The sequence below is a fragment of the Streptomyces sp. NPDC007991 genome (genome assembly GCF_042958445.1).
In the GTDB taxonomy this organism is placed as follows: domain Bacteria; phylum Actinomycetota; class Actinomycetes; order Streptomycetales; family Streptomycetaceae; genus Streptomyces.
The window spans coordinates 171,554-187,823 of record NZ_JBIBJD010000002.1; the positions used below are offsets into that span (position 1 = coordinate 171,554).

Annotated in this window: 8 protein-coding genes and 1 pseudogene; 7 read left to right on the top strand and 2 right to left on the bottom strand. The window is 67.4% G+C overall.

Annotated features, from left to right (window positions below):
• The first annotated feature begins 16 nt into the window (after nt 1-16).
• The 4 genes and pseudogenes from ACFZDA_RS04935 to ACFZDA_RS04950 all read left to right on the top strand — a co-directional run bounded on the left by ACFZDA_RS04935 (nt 17) and on the right by ACFZDA_RS04950 (nt 10,280).
• A complete protein-coding gene (locus ACFZDA_RS04935) occupies nt 17-2,953 on the top strand; it encodes a helicase-related protein (RefSeq protein WP_391075021.1) in 2,937 nt (978 codons plus the stop codon).
• Nucleotides 2,953-7,117, top strand: a pseudogene (locus ACFZDA_RS04940) (Eco57I restriction-modification methylase domain-containing protein). Before ACFZDA_RS04935 ends, ACFZDA_RS04940 begins: the two are co-directional and overlap by 1 nt.
• Before the next feature lie 33 nt (nt 7,118-7,150).
• The gene (locus tag ACFZDA_RS04945; RefSeq protein ID WP_391075024.1) at nt 7,151-8,293 is read left to right on the top strand and encodes an EcsC family protein; all 1,143 of its coding nucleotides are present in this window, start codon (nt 7,151-7,153) and stop codon (nt 8,291-8,293) included.
• 340 nt (nt 8,294-8,633) lie between these two features.
• Nucleotides 8,634-10,280: a hypothetical protein gene (locus tag ACFZDA_RS04950; protein WP_391075027.1), complete on the top strand. Its 1,647-nt coding sequence runs from the start codon at nt 8,634-8,636 to the stop codon at nt 10,278-10,280.
• 15 nt (nt 10,281-10,295) lie between these two features.
• Here ACFZDA_RS04950 and ACFZDA_RS04955 read toward each other — a convergent pair whose 3' ends face one another.
• Nucleotides 10,296-10,481, bottom strand: a complete 186-nt coding sequence (locus ACFZDA_RS04955) for a DUF397 domain-containing protein (RefSeq protein WP_391075030.1) — start codon at nt 10,479-10,481, stop codon at nt 10,296-10,298.
• A gap of 122 nt (nt 10,482-10,603) precedes the next feature.
• Between ACFZDA_RS04955 and ACFZDA_RS04960 the strand changes: the two genes are divergently transcribed.
• Together ACFZDA_RS04960 and ACFZDA_RS04965 are read left to right on the top strand one after the other, a co-directional pair.
• A complete protein-coding gene (locus ACFZDA_RS04960) occupies nt 10,604-11,899 on the top strand; it encodes a PIN-like domain-containing protein (protein WP_391075032.1) in 1,296 nt (431 codons plus the stop codon).
• Nucleotides 11,900-11,963: 64 nt separating this feature from the next.
• Nucleotides 11,964-12,227, top strand: coding sequence for a hypothetical protein (locus ACFZDA_RS04965; RefSeq protein WP_391075035.1), 264 nt, complete (start codon nt 11,964-11,966; stop codon nt 12,225-12,227).
• 28 nt (nt 12,228-12,255) lie between these two features.
• Here ACFZDA_RS04965 and ACFZDA_RS04970 read toward each other — a convergent pair whose 3' ends face one another.
• Nucleotides 12,256-12,483 (bottom strand): hypothetical protein, encoded by a 228-nt coding sequence (locus ACFZDA_RS04970; RefSeq protein ID WP_391075038.1) that lies wholly within the window; start codon nt 12,481-12,483, stop codon nt 12,256-12,258.
• 51 nt (nt 12,484-12,534) lie between these two features.
• Here ACFZDA_RS04970 and ACFZDA_RS04975 point away from each other — a divergent pair, with 51 nt between their 5' ends.
• The gene (locus ACFZDA_RS04975; protein ID WP_391075040.1) at nt 12,535-16,158 is read left to right on the top strand and encodes a type ISP restriction/modification enzyme; all 3,624 of its coding nucleotides are present in this window, start codon (nt 12,535-12,537) and stop codon (nt 16,156-16,158) included.
• Nucleotides 16,159-16,270: the final 112 nt, after the last annotated feature.

Here is a 16,270-nt window from a genome sequence, read left to right on the forward strand (position 1 = left end):
GGATTTGAAGATCGCTATGGCATTCACGTATTCCGCCGGATCCCTGGTGAAGGCCCGTGGCCGCGAGTGGGTGGTACTCCCCGAGAGCGAGCCCGACCTGCTCGTCCTGCGTCCGCTCGGCGGCTCGGACGACGACATCGCGGCCGTGTTCCCGTTCGAGCCCGTCGAGGAGGCCCGCTTCGCCCCGCCGGAGCCGACCGACCTCGGCGACCAGCGTGCGGCGGGCCTGCTGCGCACGGCCCTGCGCGTGGGCTTCCGCTCGGGAGCGGGCCCGTTCCGCTCGCTGGCCGGCATCGCGGTGGAACCGCGCGCGTACCAGCTGGTGCCGCTGCTGATGGCCCTGCGCCAGAAGACGGTCCTCATGCTGATCTCGGACGACGTCGGTATCGGCAAGACCATCGAGGCGGGCCTGATCGCGAGCGAGATGCTGGCGCAGGGCGAGGCGAGCGGCGTGGCGGTGCTCTGCTCCCCGGCCCTGGCCGAGCAGTGGCAGCAAGAGCTGCGCGGCAAGTTCGGCATCGACGCGGAGCTGGTGCTGTCCTCGACGGTGTCGCGCCTGGAACGGGGCCTGGACCTCGGCCAGTCCCTCTTCGACAGGTACCCGAACGTGATCGTGTCGACGGACTTCATCAAGTCCACCCGCCACCGCGACGACTTCGTACGCCACTGCCCCGACCTGGTGATCGTCGACGAGGCCCATACGTGCGTCGCGGCCGACGACACCTCGGCGAGCGCCCAGAGCCAGCTCCGCTATGAGCTGCTGCGCCGGGTGGCGGAGGACGCCGATCGGCATCTGCTGCTGGTGACGGCGACCCCGCACAGCGGCAAGGAGTCGGCGTTCCGGAACCTGCTCGGCCTGGTCAAGCCGGAGCTGGCCCACGTGAACCTGGAGTCGGAGACGGGCCGGAAACTGCTCGCCCAGCACTTCGTGGCACGCAAGCGCGCGGACGTACGCCAGTACCTCACCAAGGAGGACGGCCTGGCGGACGACTCCCTCGCCGAACGCACCGCCTTCCCCTCGGACCGCTTCTTCAAGGACGAGACGTACAAGCTGTCCCCCGAGTACCGGGCCCTGCTGGACGACGCGATCGACTACGCGAGCGAGCGGGTCGAGCAGGCGGGCGGGCAGGGCAAGCGTGAAGCCCGTATCGCCTGGTGGTCGGCGATCGCCCTGCTGCGCTCACTGGTGTCCTCCCCGGCGGCAGCCGCGCAGACCCTCACGACCCGCTCGGCTGCGGCGATCGCGGCGTCGGCGGAGGAGGCCGACAAGCTGGGCGCCCCGCTGAACAGCGACGCGGCGGACAGCGACGCGCTGGAGGGCATGGACGTGGCGCCGGGAGCGGAGACGGACGAGGGCCCGGTGAAGTCGCAGCTGGCCGAACTGGCAGAACTGGCCGCGCAGTTGAAGGGCCCGGAGAAGGACCTGAAGCTGAAGGCGCTCATCAAGCACCTGAAGGCGCTGCTGGCCGACGGCTACAACCCGATCGTCTTCTGCCGCTACATCCCGACGGCCAAGTACCTGGCCGAACAGCTCGCGAACGACCCGGAGACGAAGAAGCGCGGCCCCCTGGGCGCGAAGACGGTCGTCAAGGCGGTCACCGGCGAGCTGTCGCCGCAGCAGCGCATCGAGCGGATCGAGGCGCTGGCGGCGGAGGCCGGCGAGGACGCGGCGGCCCGCCGGGTCCTGATCGCGACGGACTGCCTGTCGGAGGGTGTGAACCTGCAGCACTACTTCGACGCCGTGGTGCACTACGACCTGGCTTGGAACCCCACGCGCCATGATCAGCGAGAGGGCCGCGTCGACCGCTACGGCCAGCGCCGCGACGAGGTCCGCGTCATCACCCTGTACGGCGACGACAACGGCATCGACGGCAAGGTCCTGGAGGTGCTGATCAAGAAGCACCGCCAGATCAAGAAGGACCTCGGCATCTCGGTCTCCGTCCCCGACGAACTGTCGACGGGCGTGACGGACGCGATCGTGGAATGGCTGCTGATGCGCGGCCGGGAGAACGAGGACGCGCTGTTCAGGGCGGACGCGTTCAAGGTGAGCACGGCGAAGCTGGACAGCGACTGGAACTCGGCGGCGGAGCGGGAGCGGGCGTCCCGCTCACGGTTCGCGCAGCGTTCGATCCACCCGGAGGAGGTGGCCCGCGAGGTCGCGTCGATCCGGGAGGCGCTGGGCGGGGCGGGGGAGATCCGGACGTTCGTGCGGGAGTCCTTGGGCGCGCTGAACGCCGTGCTGCGCGACCACGGCGACGACTTCACGGCCCAGGTCGGCGGTACGCCGATGGGCCTGCGGGATGCTCTCGCGTCGACCGTGGGCGCGGAGGTGATCGAGAAGGACCGCGAGATCCCGTTCCGCAGCGACCCCGCGGTGGCACGAGGCGAGGCGGCCTTGGTCCGCACGGACCCTGTGGTGGGCGCACTGGCGTCCCACGTGCTGAACGCTGCCCTGGACGCCCAGGCGGAGGGCGCCCGTCCGGCGCGCCGCTGCGGGGTCATCACGACGGGTGCGGTGAGCACCAGGACGACACTGCTGCTGGTCCGGTACCGCTTCCACCTCACTCTGCCGTCGAGGAATGGTGAGCGGCAGCTGGTAGCGGAGGATGCTCGGCTGCTGGCGTTCGAGGGCGCGCCGAGGAACGCGGTATGGCTGCCCCAGGAGCGGGCGACGGAACTGCTGGACGCGACTGCGTCGGACAACACCGACCCGCACTTCGGCGAGCGGACGATGACGCGAATCCTCGACCAATTGCCGGACGTGAACGGCTATCTGGACTCATACGGCGACGAGCTGGCTGCCGAGTTGGACGCGGCCCACCGCCGAGTGCGTGCCGCGTCCGGCGAGATCGTCCGAGGTCTGTCGGTGACGGCGCAGAAGCCGGCCGACATCCTCGGCGCCTATGTCTACCTGCCCGCTGCTGCTTCTGTTTCGGTTGGAGTATCCGCCTGATGGCCGCCACCGCCCGCAACCAGGTGTTCACCGCCGTCCACACGGTCGGGGGGCTGCTGCCGGCCGACATGCTGCTCAGGATCTCGGAGGGCAAGGACGTCCCCGGCTGTAAGTCGGCCGACTACGGCCTGCCGTCGTCGCGTTCCGTGCGGGACGAGGCGGAGCGCAGCTGGGAGTACCTGAAGCCGCTGTGGCGGGAACTGCGCACACGCCTGCCGGAGAACCAGGAGACCGGTGTCCCGGCCTCCGACCCGACAGGGATCGCCGACACCGACTGGCTGGCGCCACTCTGGCGCGAGCTGGGCTTCGGCCGGCTTGCGGCGGTCGGCCCGGCGGGCATCACCGCCGACTCCGACTCGGAGAAGAAGTTCCCGGTCTCCCACCGCTGGGGCCACGCCCTGATTCACCAGACGGCGTGGAACGCCGACCTGGACAAGCGGCCGGGCGGCGCGGGCACGGTCCTGCCGCAGTCGATGCTCCAGGAGTGTCTGAACCGCACGGAGGCCCACCTGTGGGGCGTCCTGACCAACGGCCGCCAGGTCCGCCTGCTGCGCGACTCCAGTGCGCTCGCCACGGCGTCGTACGTCGAGTTCGACCTTGAGGCGGTCTTCGACGGCGAGCTGTTCAGCGAGTTCGTGCTGCTGTACCGACTGCTGCACGCCTCGCGGTTCGAGGTGGCGGAGGGGGCGCCGCCGTCCACGTGCTGGCTGGAGGCCTGTCGTACGGCGGCCATCGAGTCCGGCACGCGCGCCCTGGAGCACTACCGGGACGGCGTGCAGCAGGCCTTGGCCGCGCTCGGCACGGGCTTCCTGCGCCATCCCGACAACACGGACCTGCGCGAGGGGCTGGACCCGTCGGCACTCCAGTCAGCGCTGCTGCGCCTGGTCTACCGCCTGATCTTCCTCTTCGTGGCCGAGGACCGTAACGCCCTTCTGGACCCAGAGGCCGACGAACAGGCCCGCGACCGCTATCACCGTTACTTCTCCACGGCTCGGCTGCGTGAGCGGGCCCAGCGCAGGCAGGGCACCGCGCACAGCGACCAATACGAGGCCGTTCAGCTGGTGCTGGCCGCGCTGGGAGAGGAAGAGGGTCGACCGGAGCTGGGCCTGCCCGGCCTCGGCGGCCTGTTCAACGCGACGGAAGCGGACGCGCCGCTGCGCGGGGCCCGGCTCTCCAACCGGTACTTCCTGGAGGCGGTACGGCACCTCGCCCGCGTCCGCGACGCCGACTCCGGGCGTTGGCGCTCCGCCGACTACCGGCACATGGGTGCCGAGGAGCTGGGGTCGGTGTACGAGGCGCTGCTGGAGCTGGTACCGAAGCACAGCGCGGTGAAGCGTACATTCGAGTTGGTGGACCGGGCGGGCAACGACCGCAAGAAGACTGGGAGTTACTACACCCCGACCGCGCTGACCGAGACACTGCTCGACTCCACGCTGAACCCGGTGATAGACGCCGCTGTCGCGCGGGGCGAGGAGCGGGCGCGGACCGAGGGCGCCTCCGACCCCGCCGAGAGGATCCTCGAGGAACTGCTGTCCCTGACGGTCTGCGACCCGGCCTGCGGCTCCGGTCACTTCCTCGTCGCTGCCGCCCGGCGCATCGCCAAGCGGGTCGCGTCGGTACGGGAGCGGAACCCCGAGCCGACGGTCGATGCCGTCGGTGAGGCCCATGCACGAAGTCGTCGCCCGCTGTGTGTACGGCGTCGACCTCAATCCCATGGCCGTGGAGCTGGCCAAGGTGTCGCTGTGGCTGGAGGCCATGAAGGCGGGCCGCCCCCTCGGCTTCCTCGACGCCCACGTCAAGCACGGCAATGGCCTCATCGGGGCCACGCCAGCGCTGATGAAGGACGGCATCCCCAGCCGGGCCTTCAAGAAGACGGAGGGGGACGACGAGGCGTACGCCAAGAGGCTGTTCGCCGAGAACGAGCAGCAGCGCGCCGGGCAGGGCCTCCTGTTCGAAGCGGAGGAGCGCGAGCCGAATGTCTCCAACACCGGCTTCGCGACCGGCCTGCGCCGCATCATCTCCGCGCCTTCGCGCAATCTGACGGAGGTGCGGCGCAAGGAGGAGGCGTTCAAGGCGTGGTCGACCTCGACGGAGTACCTGCGGGCACTGCATCTCGCTGATGCATGGTGCGCGGCATTCGTGTGGGTGAAGCGGGAGGATGCGCCGCCGGCCATTACTCACCAGGTGTTCCGGGGACTGGAGGACCCCGAGGGGGATGCCGCGCCGCAGTCGACGCACGATGAGATCGTGCGGTTGCGGGAGCAGTATGCGTTCTTCCACTGGCACTTGGAGTTTCCGGAGGTGTTCCAGGTGCCGGTGAAGGGCGAAGAGGCGGGGGCTGAGTCGGATGGGGTCGACCCGGGTACCGGCTGGGCTGGGGGATTCTCGTGCGTGGTAGGGAATCCGCCCTGGGACAAGGTCGACTTCATGGACAAGGAGTACTTCAGCGTCGTGGAGCCCGAGATCGCGGCGATCTCGGGCACGGCTCGGCGGACGCGGATCGCTGAGTGGGAGCAGGAGCATCCGGCGGAGGGCAGGCGTTACCGGAAGGCGCGCCGCACTGTGAAGGGGACTTTCCACTTCGCGGGAGACTCCTGGGTGTTTCCGTTGTGCGCGAAGGGGCTGACGGTCAAGGGCGTCAACTCGCTTCAGACGGACACGCTGTTCGCGGAACGGATGTCGAGCGTGGTGGCGCCGGAGGGGCGGTTCGGCGTGATCCTGCCTACGGCTATCGCAACGGGGGCGGGCTCGCAACACCTATTCTCGGACTTTATGCAGCGGGGGACACTGGTCTCGCTGTATGACTTCGAGAACCGTCGTCCCAAGAGCCCGGCCCTACCGAAGGGTGGCAAGTGGTTCGAGAGCGTGGACTCACGCTACAAGTTCTGTCTGTTCTCCCTCACCGGCCGGGCCACACGCGCGGACGCCAGCCGCATCGGCTTCTTCCTGTCTGACATCACGGATCTGGAAGACCCGAACCGGGTCTTCGCTCTGGATCCGGGGGACCTTGCGCGGGTCAATCCCAACACCGGCACTCTCCCGGTGTTCCGAACGCAGCGGGACGCGGATATCACGGCTGGGGTATACAGGCACGTGCCCGCGCTGTGGAACGAGGGACGCCGAGACGGCAACCCGTGGGGCATGACTTTCAAACGCCTCTTCGACATGACCGACGACTCGGACCTCTTCCGTACGCGGGAGCAATTCGAGGGTGCCGGCTGGCAGGCTAAGGGCAACAGGTTCGTGCGGGGCGGGGAGCGAATGCTTCCGCTGTACGAGGGCAAGATGGCGCATCTATTCGATCACCGCTGGAACTCTTTCACTGGCACGGGCAACGAGGACCGCCGCCGGATCGAGTCCGCCGAGAAGCAGGACCCGGAGCTCTGTGCACACCCTCGATACTGGGTCGCGGAGCACGGTCCGATCACCACCGTCCGCAATGGCAAGGAGATTGAGGGACGCGGCGTCACTGAGCGCCTTGGCGAGGTGGGTTGGGACAACGACTGGCTGGTCGGGTGGCGTGACATCTGCCGTACGACTGACGAACGCACCGCCATCCCGGCCTTCCTGCCACGTACGGCGGTAGGCAACACCTATTCCTTGATGTTCCCGCGAGTCTCATCCCCGCTGGTCGCAGCTTTGCTCGTCACACAGTCGTCTCTGATCTTCGACTTCGTGAGTCGCCAGAAGATCAGTGACGCGCACATGAAGCCGTTCATCTGGAAGCAGCTCCCCGTCCCCACCCCCACCACCCTCGAACCCCACCTCCCCTTCCTCCTCCCCCGCGTTCTCGAACTCGTCTATACGGCCTACGACATGACTCCCCTCGCCCGCGACCTGGGCGATGAGGGCGAGCCGTTCCGGTGGGACGAGCCACGCCGGGCGCAACTGCGGGCCGAATTGGACGCGTACTTTTTCCACCTGTACGGCATCTCCGCTGAGGACACCGACTACATCCTGGAGACCTTCCAGTCGGAGTCGGGCGGCCTGAAGAACAACGAGATCGCCAAGTACGGCGAGTACCGAACCAAGCGGCTCGTCCTCACCGAGTACGACCGCATGGCCACCGCCGGCCTGAGCCTGGAGAAGCCCCTCGTGGACGGCGAGACCTACACCTCCCCGCTCACCCCGCCCCCGGGCCACGGCCCCCGCCACCCCGCCTGACAGCTCGTCCCAGAGACAGGAGCTCCACGGACCATGAGCGACCGGCAGTACCCGAAGCAGCCCGACCTACTTCCCTCGGACTACGAGCTCGACGCCTGGCGTGCCATCCAGCAGTTCAGGGGCCGCCCCCTGTCACGAGCGATGACCAACGCCGGCGAGCACGTGGCCAACGGAGTCGGAAAACTCGGCAAGCGTGTTGCGAAGCAACTGGAGAATCACCCACGGGCGCAATCAGCGGTCTCACGTGGACAGGCAGCGGTCGCCAAGGGCGCTCAAAAGGTCGGCACCGGGGCTCGCGGAGCCGCCGACGCCCTGCCTGACTGGAGCGGCACGGCCGTTCAGTCCATACGGCAGACCCTGGGGCGGGTCTCGCGAGCGGGACTCTCCTCCAAGCGCGTGGTGGCGCTTCACAAGAAGCGCGGGCACGAGGTCGAGTCGCTCCCCGACCTGCGCCGCCTCGACCTCGAGCTGGTCGACGCTGTCCGTGGACGAAAGGCGAGCTGGTACTACCCGGCCGCCGCGGCACTCTCAGGAGCGGGTGCGGGGCTTGTGATCTCCGGAGGAGAACTCGTCCTCGCCGCCTCCGCCGGCGCCGCGGCGGCGCCGTCGGGAGGCGCGATCGCGGGGGCGTTCGCCGCCGATACCGCTGCCGTGCTCGGACTCGCGTCCCGCGCCGTCGGCCAGGTCTCGCTGTTCTACGGCTACGACCACGAAGAGCCTGCCGAGAAGCTCTTCGTGATGTCTGTCGTGAACGTCGGAACGGCGAGTTCGGCCACCGCCAAGAACGCCGCGATGGCCGACATCTCACGGCTCACCCAGGCGCTCTTCCGCGGCAAGGCATGGGACGTCCTCAGCGACTCGGTCATCACCAAGGTCTCCCAGCAGTTCGCGAAGTCCTTCGGCTTCCGTCTCACCAAGAAGGGACTCGGCAAGGCCGTACCCGCATTCGGGATCGCCATCGGAGGCACCCTTAACTGGACCACCCTGGAGGGGATCATCGACGCCGCCGAGATGGCCTACCGGCGACGCTTCCTCCTGGAGAAGTACCCGCATCTCGCTGACGATGAGGAACCGGGACCGTTCCTCGGCGACGACCCCGGCGTACCGGACGACGCCGACGAGGAGATCAGCGTGCTCGCGGAGATCGTCGAGGCAGGTGGACCCGACATCCACTGACCCTTCGTGTCCCGGCGGTGCACGCCATCACGCGAACCGCCGGGACGAACACGGCTCAGTCCCCACCGCGAACCCCATGGAACCCGACCCGCCCCTCACACCCCGTGAGAACAAGGCCGAGTACGGCGCCTACCACACGAAAGAATGGAACGTTCCCGAGCACGAAGGCATGGCTTCCCTCGGCCTCACCCTGGCGACCTGGCCAAGCCCAGGGCGAGAAGTACACCTCCACCCTCACCCCACACCTCCGCCACCCCGAAAACCGATCCACACCCCCTCCAAGAGACAACCGGGTGGCCGATCAGCGTCGACCAGCCACGTCGAGTCGAAGGGACAGCCGATGGAACCTCGCGGCTACCGCATGGTCGTATCGACCCCGCAGGACTACGTCACCACCTCCGCCCTCACCGAACGCCAGTTGTACGCCTGGCTGGAACAGAAGCGCTACGACACCTCCGCGCTGGACGAGGGCCGCAACGACATAGCCGTGAACGTCACGCTCGACCATGACTCGGCGTCAGGCCTTCGTGGCGCCTACACCCGCTGGCGCATGCGTGAGACCCCGTCCCCGCAAGTCGGGACCTGGCAGTCCACGCTCACCATCCGCCGGGATCATCGGGACCCCGAGGACCGTACATGGCTCCAGGTCGACATCGAGCACATGCCGACGTCCCACGCCAGTACACCGACGCGCGCCAACACGCCCGGCATAGCACGCCTGCTTCTCGATTCCTTGGACGCCAGAGACGGCCTCGCCGAGGTGAAGTCGAAGCCCAGCTTCATCGAGCAGGAGGACGTCCAAGAGGTCATCGAAGAACTCTGCGATGAGCAGCGCCGCCTCCCCGTCGTCGTCGCAACTGTCCCGTACGGCTCTGACGCCGACACCTACGCCGAGACCACGGTGGAGACCGCCTGCAAGTACCTCCCCGGCCTCGCCATCCTCTACGTCCTCTCGCCCGAGGCTCAGCCCGCTTTCAACAGAGCTCTCGAATTCCACCCGGTGTTCGGGGGTGGCATCCGGACCTACCTCCCCGGCATAGACCCCGCCTGGAAGCCGGACGCCCAACGCCACCCGGTGATGTCACGGCGAACCCTTGAGGCGGACGTACACCGTGCCGCAAAGACCCTCGCCGTCCTCCCTCAACGTCTCGCGCTGCGCCAGCAGTTGCCCGGCGCCCTGGCATCGTTGCCCATCCAGCGAACCAGACCGCGCCAGCAAGCCCACGGCTCCGACATCGACAAACTGACCGTCGAGAACAAGACTCTGAACGCCCTCCTTGACGAGGCCGAACAGATCGAGGCGACCCGGACCCAGGAGATCAGCGGACTCAACGCGGACCTGGAGAAGGCGGACCTTGCCGCAAACGAACTCCTGGGCGAGAACGAGGAGTTGTACGAGCAGTTCCAGGCTGTCCAGCGCCGCGTCCGCTTCCTGCAGGAGCAGCTCAGGAACGCCGGAGAGTTCTCGGCTGCCAACGCCGAGCCCCCGGCTCCCGACATCATCTACCCGGAGACCTTCTCCGACCTGCTCGACCGCCTCGGTGAACTCCCGCACCTCTCCTTCACCGGCAAACAGAAGATCACCCGCGACCTCGACAGCCAGTCCGTGGACAACTGGCTCCGCGTCGCCTGGGACGCTCTCCTCGCCCTGAACCACTTCGCCAAGGCATCGGCGGACGGCACCGCAGGCGGCGACTTTCTCAGCTGGTGCAAGAGTGAGGAGCCGCACGCCTACCCGTTCCCGGCGGCCAAGGTCGCGATGCGGGAATCGGACACCGTGGCCCGCAAGGACAAGCTCCGCCGGGAGCGCATGATCCCCGTGCCCACGTCGGTGGACCCCGCCGGCGAGGTCTTCATGCAGGCGCACCTGCGCATCGGCTCGGGCAACACCGTCGCTCCGCGCCTGCACTTCTACGACGACGGACCGCAGACAGGCCTGGTGTACGTGGGGTATCTCGGCCCCCACCTGCGCAACACCCTTACCTGACGGGTGCGGTAGCGATCAGTCCTCGGTCACGAATGCCACGAACTCCGTCCAGTGGTCTCGCCCCACAGCGAAGTACGGGCGAGTCACATCCTTGGAGTCCCGTACGCAGACGGCCTGTTCGGTAAGGGCGATCTCGACGCAGGTGTCACCCTGGCTGCCGCTGTAGCTGGACTTGAACCAGGCCAGTTCCGTCGCGCTCATAGTTCCCCCGTTCACTTCCGACGGCCGTCTTCGTCGCGCTACCGTCCCCACAGGTGAACGCGAGGGGACGTGACGTACGGAACGCCCCTCGCACGCGGCATACGGCGACGACGGGGGGCGCAGTGGCAGAGGACACGACGGCCGGGACGGACAACCGAGGCCTCTTCGACGACTTCGGCGCCTTTCGGACCCCGACCACCGACGACTTCACCTCCGTACTGACCCACGGTCTGGTCGCCCCCGACGCCAACGTCCTGCTGAACCTCTACCGGTACACCGAGCAGGCGCGCGGCGACCTGCTGCGCGCGCTCGGCGCCGTCGAGGACCGGTTGTGGGTGCCCCACCAGGTCCTCGTGGAGTTCTGGCGGAACCGTGAGAGCACCCTCAGCGACGCCCGGTCGTCCGGTGCGCAGGCCGCCGAGGACATGGCCGGTCACGCGGCCCAGGCGGAGCGCACCCTGCGCACCTGGGCCAATCGTGTAGCCCTGCCGGAGGAGGAGACCGACCGTCTGCGGAGTCAGCTGAACAACGTGTTCGACGACGTGCAAGAGGCGATCGTCAAGGTCGGCGAGGGTGAGTGGCAGAACATCACCCACGACACGAGCACCGATCCGGTCATCGCGGAGCTGGAGCCCGCGCTGGACGGCCGGGTCGGCGCTCCACTGGGTCAGCAGGACTACGACAAGGCGATCGCGGAAGGCATGCGCCGGGTCGAGAAGCGGCTGCCTCCGGGCTACATGGACAAGACGAAGGAAGGTGTGGGAGCCGCCGCCGACTATCTCGTGTGGGAGCAGATCCTCCGGGAGGCCAGCCGCCGCCACTGCGACGTGCTGTTCGTGACCGCGGACGTCAAGGAGGACTGGTGGCGCAAGGAGCAGGGTTTCAACCGTGGCCCCCGTCCGGAACTGACCGAGGAACTCAGGGCCAGGGGCGGCGGGCGACTCTTCATGCTGACGCCCAAGAGATTCCTGGAAGTCGCCGCGCCGATCCTGGAGTTCGGTCTCCGCGAGGGATCCGTCGAGGACATCGAACGCGTCGAACGGATCGGGAACGACGACGGAACCTACGGCGGCTGGACGTCCGACGCACTCCAGGAACTCTTCGACCGGTTGACGTACGAGACCTACGCGGACAGGGTCGACGTCATCAAGTACGCCGCCGCAATGGATGGTGTCGCGGACGCCAAGAGCGTCTACGACATCTGTCACTACCCCTCGGACCGCTCCCTCAGAGGCTTCACCAAACCGGTCACCCGCATCACCGGCCTGTTGCGCAACCTGGGCAAGATCCCGGAATCAGCCGTCCAGGTCCTGAAGGCCGAATACGACGCGGACCCCGGCGGCCGCGCGTCCGGCTTCTCCGTCCACCCTCTCCTCGTACCGCTCGTCAACGAGCTGGGAGAGGAGGACGAGTCGTGACCGCCGACCGGACATCGCACGGCGCGTAAGCGGTCGGCGAAGCCGCGTTGTTACTCTCCGCGCCATGTCTCATGCATCAGCGCGGGAGATGCGCTCTCCGATCCTGTCGATCCACCCGTACATTCCGGCGTTCGAGCAGCATGACAAGGTCATCTGTTCCATGGCCACGAGCGGCGAGTGCGACAAGAAGCTCGTCGCGGAAGTGCGCACCGAGTTCCGCGACGGCAGCGTCCATCACTGGCGAGTGTGCGGCGAGTGGCTGACCACCCATCCGTCAGCCATCGCCCACATCAAGACGAACGGCTTCCAGGAGCCCGTCGCCCCTTGACGGTCGGCGTCGGATCGCCGGGTGACGTTTACGCCAGTCGGTAAACGGCCTGGTCCGGCTCCGGCCTCACGATCAGACCGTCGTCGGCGAGCTCGCGCAGGTTGCGGCGGGCTTCCTTGCCAGCGGCTTCGTCGTTCGCCGGCCGGTACCCGGCGACTCGTAGAGCCAGTACGGCACGTTCCGTGTTCCAGGTGCCGCCCAGCACCTGAATCACCGCGGCGAGCGCCTGCTTGTGCGTCAGCGGCTTCTCGGTCATCTCACCCTCCCCTTCGAAGACCGCCACAGGATGACACGCGGGGAAGGGCTTTTGCCGGCCGGACCAGCTCAGAAGCGGAAACCGAAGAGACCACGTACTCGGCGAACAGCAAGACTCCCGCGTCTGGGTCTGCCGTTTGTCAAGGTCGGTTGCCATGGCCTCCTGCAACTCCGCCGCATGCAGAGGTTTCGATACATGCCGTCAATCAGCCCACATATATCGGTGTTTGCTGCTTGCGATGTCATGGGCATTCTGTATGGGTCTGATCACCTGCGTGGGTGCAGCCTTGGGGGGCCGATGTCACGAGGGGACGTCTGGGCGGGAAAGGGCACCACCGGATCGGTCGCAGACCTCGTGGCCCGGTTCGGGCAGGAGGTCAGGGCCAAGCTGCAAGGCCCCGCCGGGGCGGCCAGCGGCAAGGAGGAGAGCCTCACCTCACCGGTGGAACAACTGCTACGCGGCATGGCCTTGCGGCAACGCCTCAAACTCGTCGCCCACGGTCAGACTCGAATCAAGAGACTCAGGATTCGGCCCGACTTCGCCATCAGCTGCGGCGGCAGGACCATAGGGCACGTCGAGCTGAAGCAGCCGGGCAAGGGGGTCGATCCGGAGAAGTGGTCTGTGAAGAGCCACGACCGGCAGCAGTGGGAGAAGATCAAGGCCCTCCCCAACGTGCTGTACACCGACGGACACGAGTGGGCGGTCTACCGTTTCGGCGTGCAGGTCGGTCCTATCGGGCGCCTCGTTGGAGATCTGAAATCCGGCAGTCGGCAACTCGTCGTCGCGGACGACGGGTTCGAGCGCGCCCTCACGCACTTCTTCACGCCGGCGCCCCTCACTCACGGCAGCATCGACGAACTGGTCAGGCGCATCGCGGGAATCTGCGCCCTGCTGCGCGACGACGTCACCGAACGTCTCACCCGCGAGGAACACGGGGAGGCTGACGCGGCCTTCTCGATCCTGGCTGGGAACTGGAAGGATCTACTCTTTCCCGACGCCCGTCCGGAGGAGTTCGCGGACCATTACAGCCAGACGCTGACCTTCGCCATCCTTCTGGCTCGCCTCGATCGGATCGATCTGTACCAGCTCTCCCTCCCCGAGGTTGCCATCCGATTAGGGAAACGGCACTCCCTAATGGGCAAGGCGCTGGCGGTACTGACGGACGAGGCCCTCGTCGATCTGCGAGGGATCATCGACACGCTGATCGACGTCATATCGGCCGTCGACCCTGAGATGTTCAAGGACGAGACCGGAGACGCCTACCTCCACCTGTACGAGGGCTTTCTGAGCGCCTACGACCCGGAACTGCGACGGCGCACAGGGACGTACTACACACCCGGCGAGGTCGTCCGCTTCATGGTCGGGTTCACCGACGAGGTGCTGCGTGGCCGGCTCGGCCAGGAGGACGGGTACGGAAGTGAGGACGTCACCGTGGTCGACCCCGCCATGGGTACCGGGACCTTCCTCATCAACATCATCGATCATGTGGCCAAGAACTTCGCGCTGAAGTACGGCAGGCACCTCAAGTCCGGGCTCCTGCGGGAACTCTCGAAGCGGCTCGTCGGGTTGGAGAAACAGACCGGGCCCTACGCAGTGGCCGAACTCCGTGTGCACCATGCCTTCCAGGCCCATGACACTGATGTGACGCGTCACCCACCAAGACTTCTCGTAGCCGACACACTCGACGATCCCGCCGTCGAGCACCACCTGGGCCTGATGTACGAGGCGATCGCCCGCCACCGCCGTATGGCGAACAAGATCAAGGCGGACGAGAAGGTCATGGTCGTCATCGGCAATCCGCCCTATCTGCGGGGTGCGAGACAGTCGGGCGTCGGACGCTGGATCACCGAGGGCAACCCGAACGATCAGGGCCCGATCCTCGCCCGCTTCCACCCTGAGGACAACGGACGCGTCGGATACGCACTCGACAACCTCTACGTCTACTTCTGGGCGTGGTCCACCTGGAAGGTCTTCGACCAGCTGACGGCTACAGGCACACCGAAGGCGCCCAGCGGAGTCGTCGCTCTCATCACCAACTCCGGATACCTGGACAGTGAGGGCGCGGCCGGCATGCGTCACTACCTGCGCGAGGCCGCCGACGAAGGCTGGGTCATCGGCCTCTCACCCGAAGGCCCCTACTCCGACACACGCACCCGCGTCTTCCAGGACGTGAAGCGCGAGATCTGTATCGCCGTCTTCGTCCGCCGGGGTTCCCCGGCCCCGGGGAACCCGGCGCGGGTGTGGCGACTCGACGTCCCCGCGGGTACGCGCGAGGAGAAGTTCGCCTGGCTGGAAGCGCTCGGAGTCGAGGGCCACCGGAACGGGACCTCCTGGCAGCTCTGCCCCGCAGAGTGGACCGCGCCTTTTCATGTCACGCCCGACGCCGAATGGTCAGCCATGCCGTCAGTGGACGCCTTGCTGCCCTGGACGAGCACCGGCAACACGAACAACCGCAGCTGGCCCGTCTCCCCCAGCCGGGACGTACTGGAACGGCGCTGGCGCAGGCTCATCCAGGCTCCGGCAGAGGCCAAGGCGGCACTGATGAAGAGCACCGGAGACCGTCGGCCGGACAAGCCTGAACCACCCCTACCCGGCCAGCAGGAGACAGTGTGTCTCGCCAGGGAGAAGGACACGGTTCCGGTCATCGCCCGATACGGGAGGATGACCTTCGACCGACAGTACATCATCGCGGACCGGAGAGTGATCGACCGGCCGCGGCCAGCGTTGTGGTTCGCTCACGACGACCAGCGCCAGATCTACCTGTCCGAACTCCACACGGAATCAGGTCGCCCCGGCCCGGCGGTGAGCTTCACCGCCCTTCTCCCCGACGTTCATCACTTCAAAGGCACCGAAGGCGGCCGCGTGGCGCCCCTCTACCGCCATCCGCACCTGGCGGAACCGAACGTCACACCCGGACTGCTGCGGTTGCTCACCAAGACGCACGGCTTGACGGTCACAGCCGAAGACCTCCTCGCGTACATCGCGGGGATAGCCAGCCACAGCGGCTACACCCGTCGCTTCTCGCCGAACCTGGCCGAGCGCGGCGCTCGTATCCCCCTGACACGTGACTCGGCCTTGTGGGCGGAGGTGGTGGAGGTGGGCAGGCGTACGGTGTGGATTCACACGTACGGCCAGCGCTTCGCCACTGACCGCGACAGCTCACACGGACCAACCCCGAGACTGCCCCTGGCGGAGCAGCCCGAATGCGTCATCGCGATCGGAGAGGACGACGGGCTGCCGGACAGCATCTCCTACGACGCGACGACGCGAACCCTGACGGTGGGTAGCGGTTCCATTCGCCCCGTGGCGCCGGAAGTGTGGGACTACCAGATCGGCGGGGTGCAGGTGATCCGCAAGTGGTTCAGCTTCCGCAAGCGTAAGCCGGACGTGGAACGGCAGACCCCATTGAACGACATCCTGCCCCCGACCTGGCCGTCCCGGTGGACCATCGACCTCCTGGACCTCATCAACGCGCTCGGGCTCCTCGTAGCCCTCGAACCTCGACAGGCCCGGCTCTTGGACGCCGTAAGCAGCGGCCCGCTCATCACCACGGACGACCTCCGCGACGAGGGCATACTGCCCGTGCCTGCCTACGCGTCCAAGGAACCGAAGCCACCGCGGAGGTCCCGGCGCACCCCCGGACCCGGTCAGGAGAGCCTCGACTTCCCCAACTGACACACGGCCAGCTCCCACCGTGCGGACCTCATACATGGAACGCGTCCACGCGCCCGTCACCGTAGGCCCCATGAGCGCAACCACGCCTCAGGTCCAGCCGTTCAGCAGACTT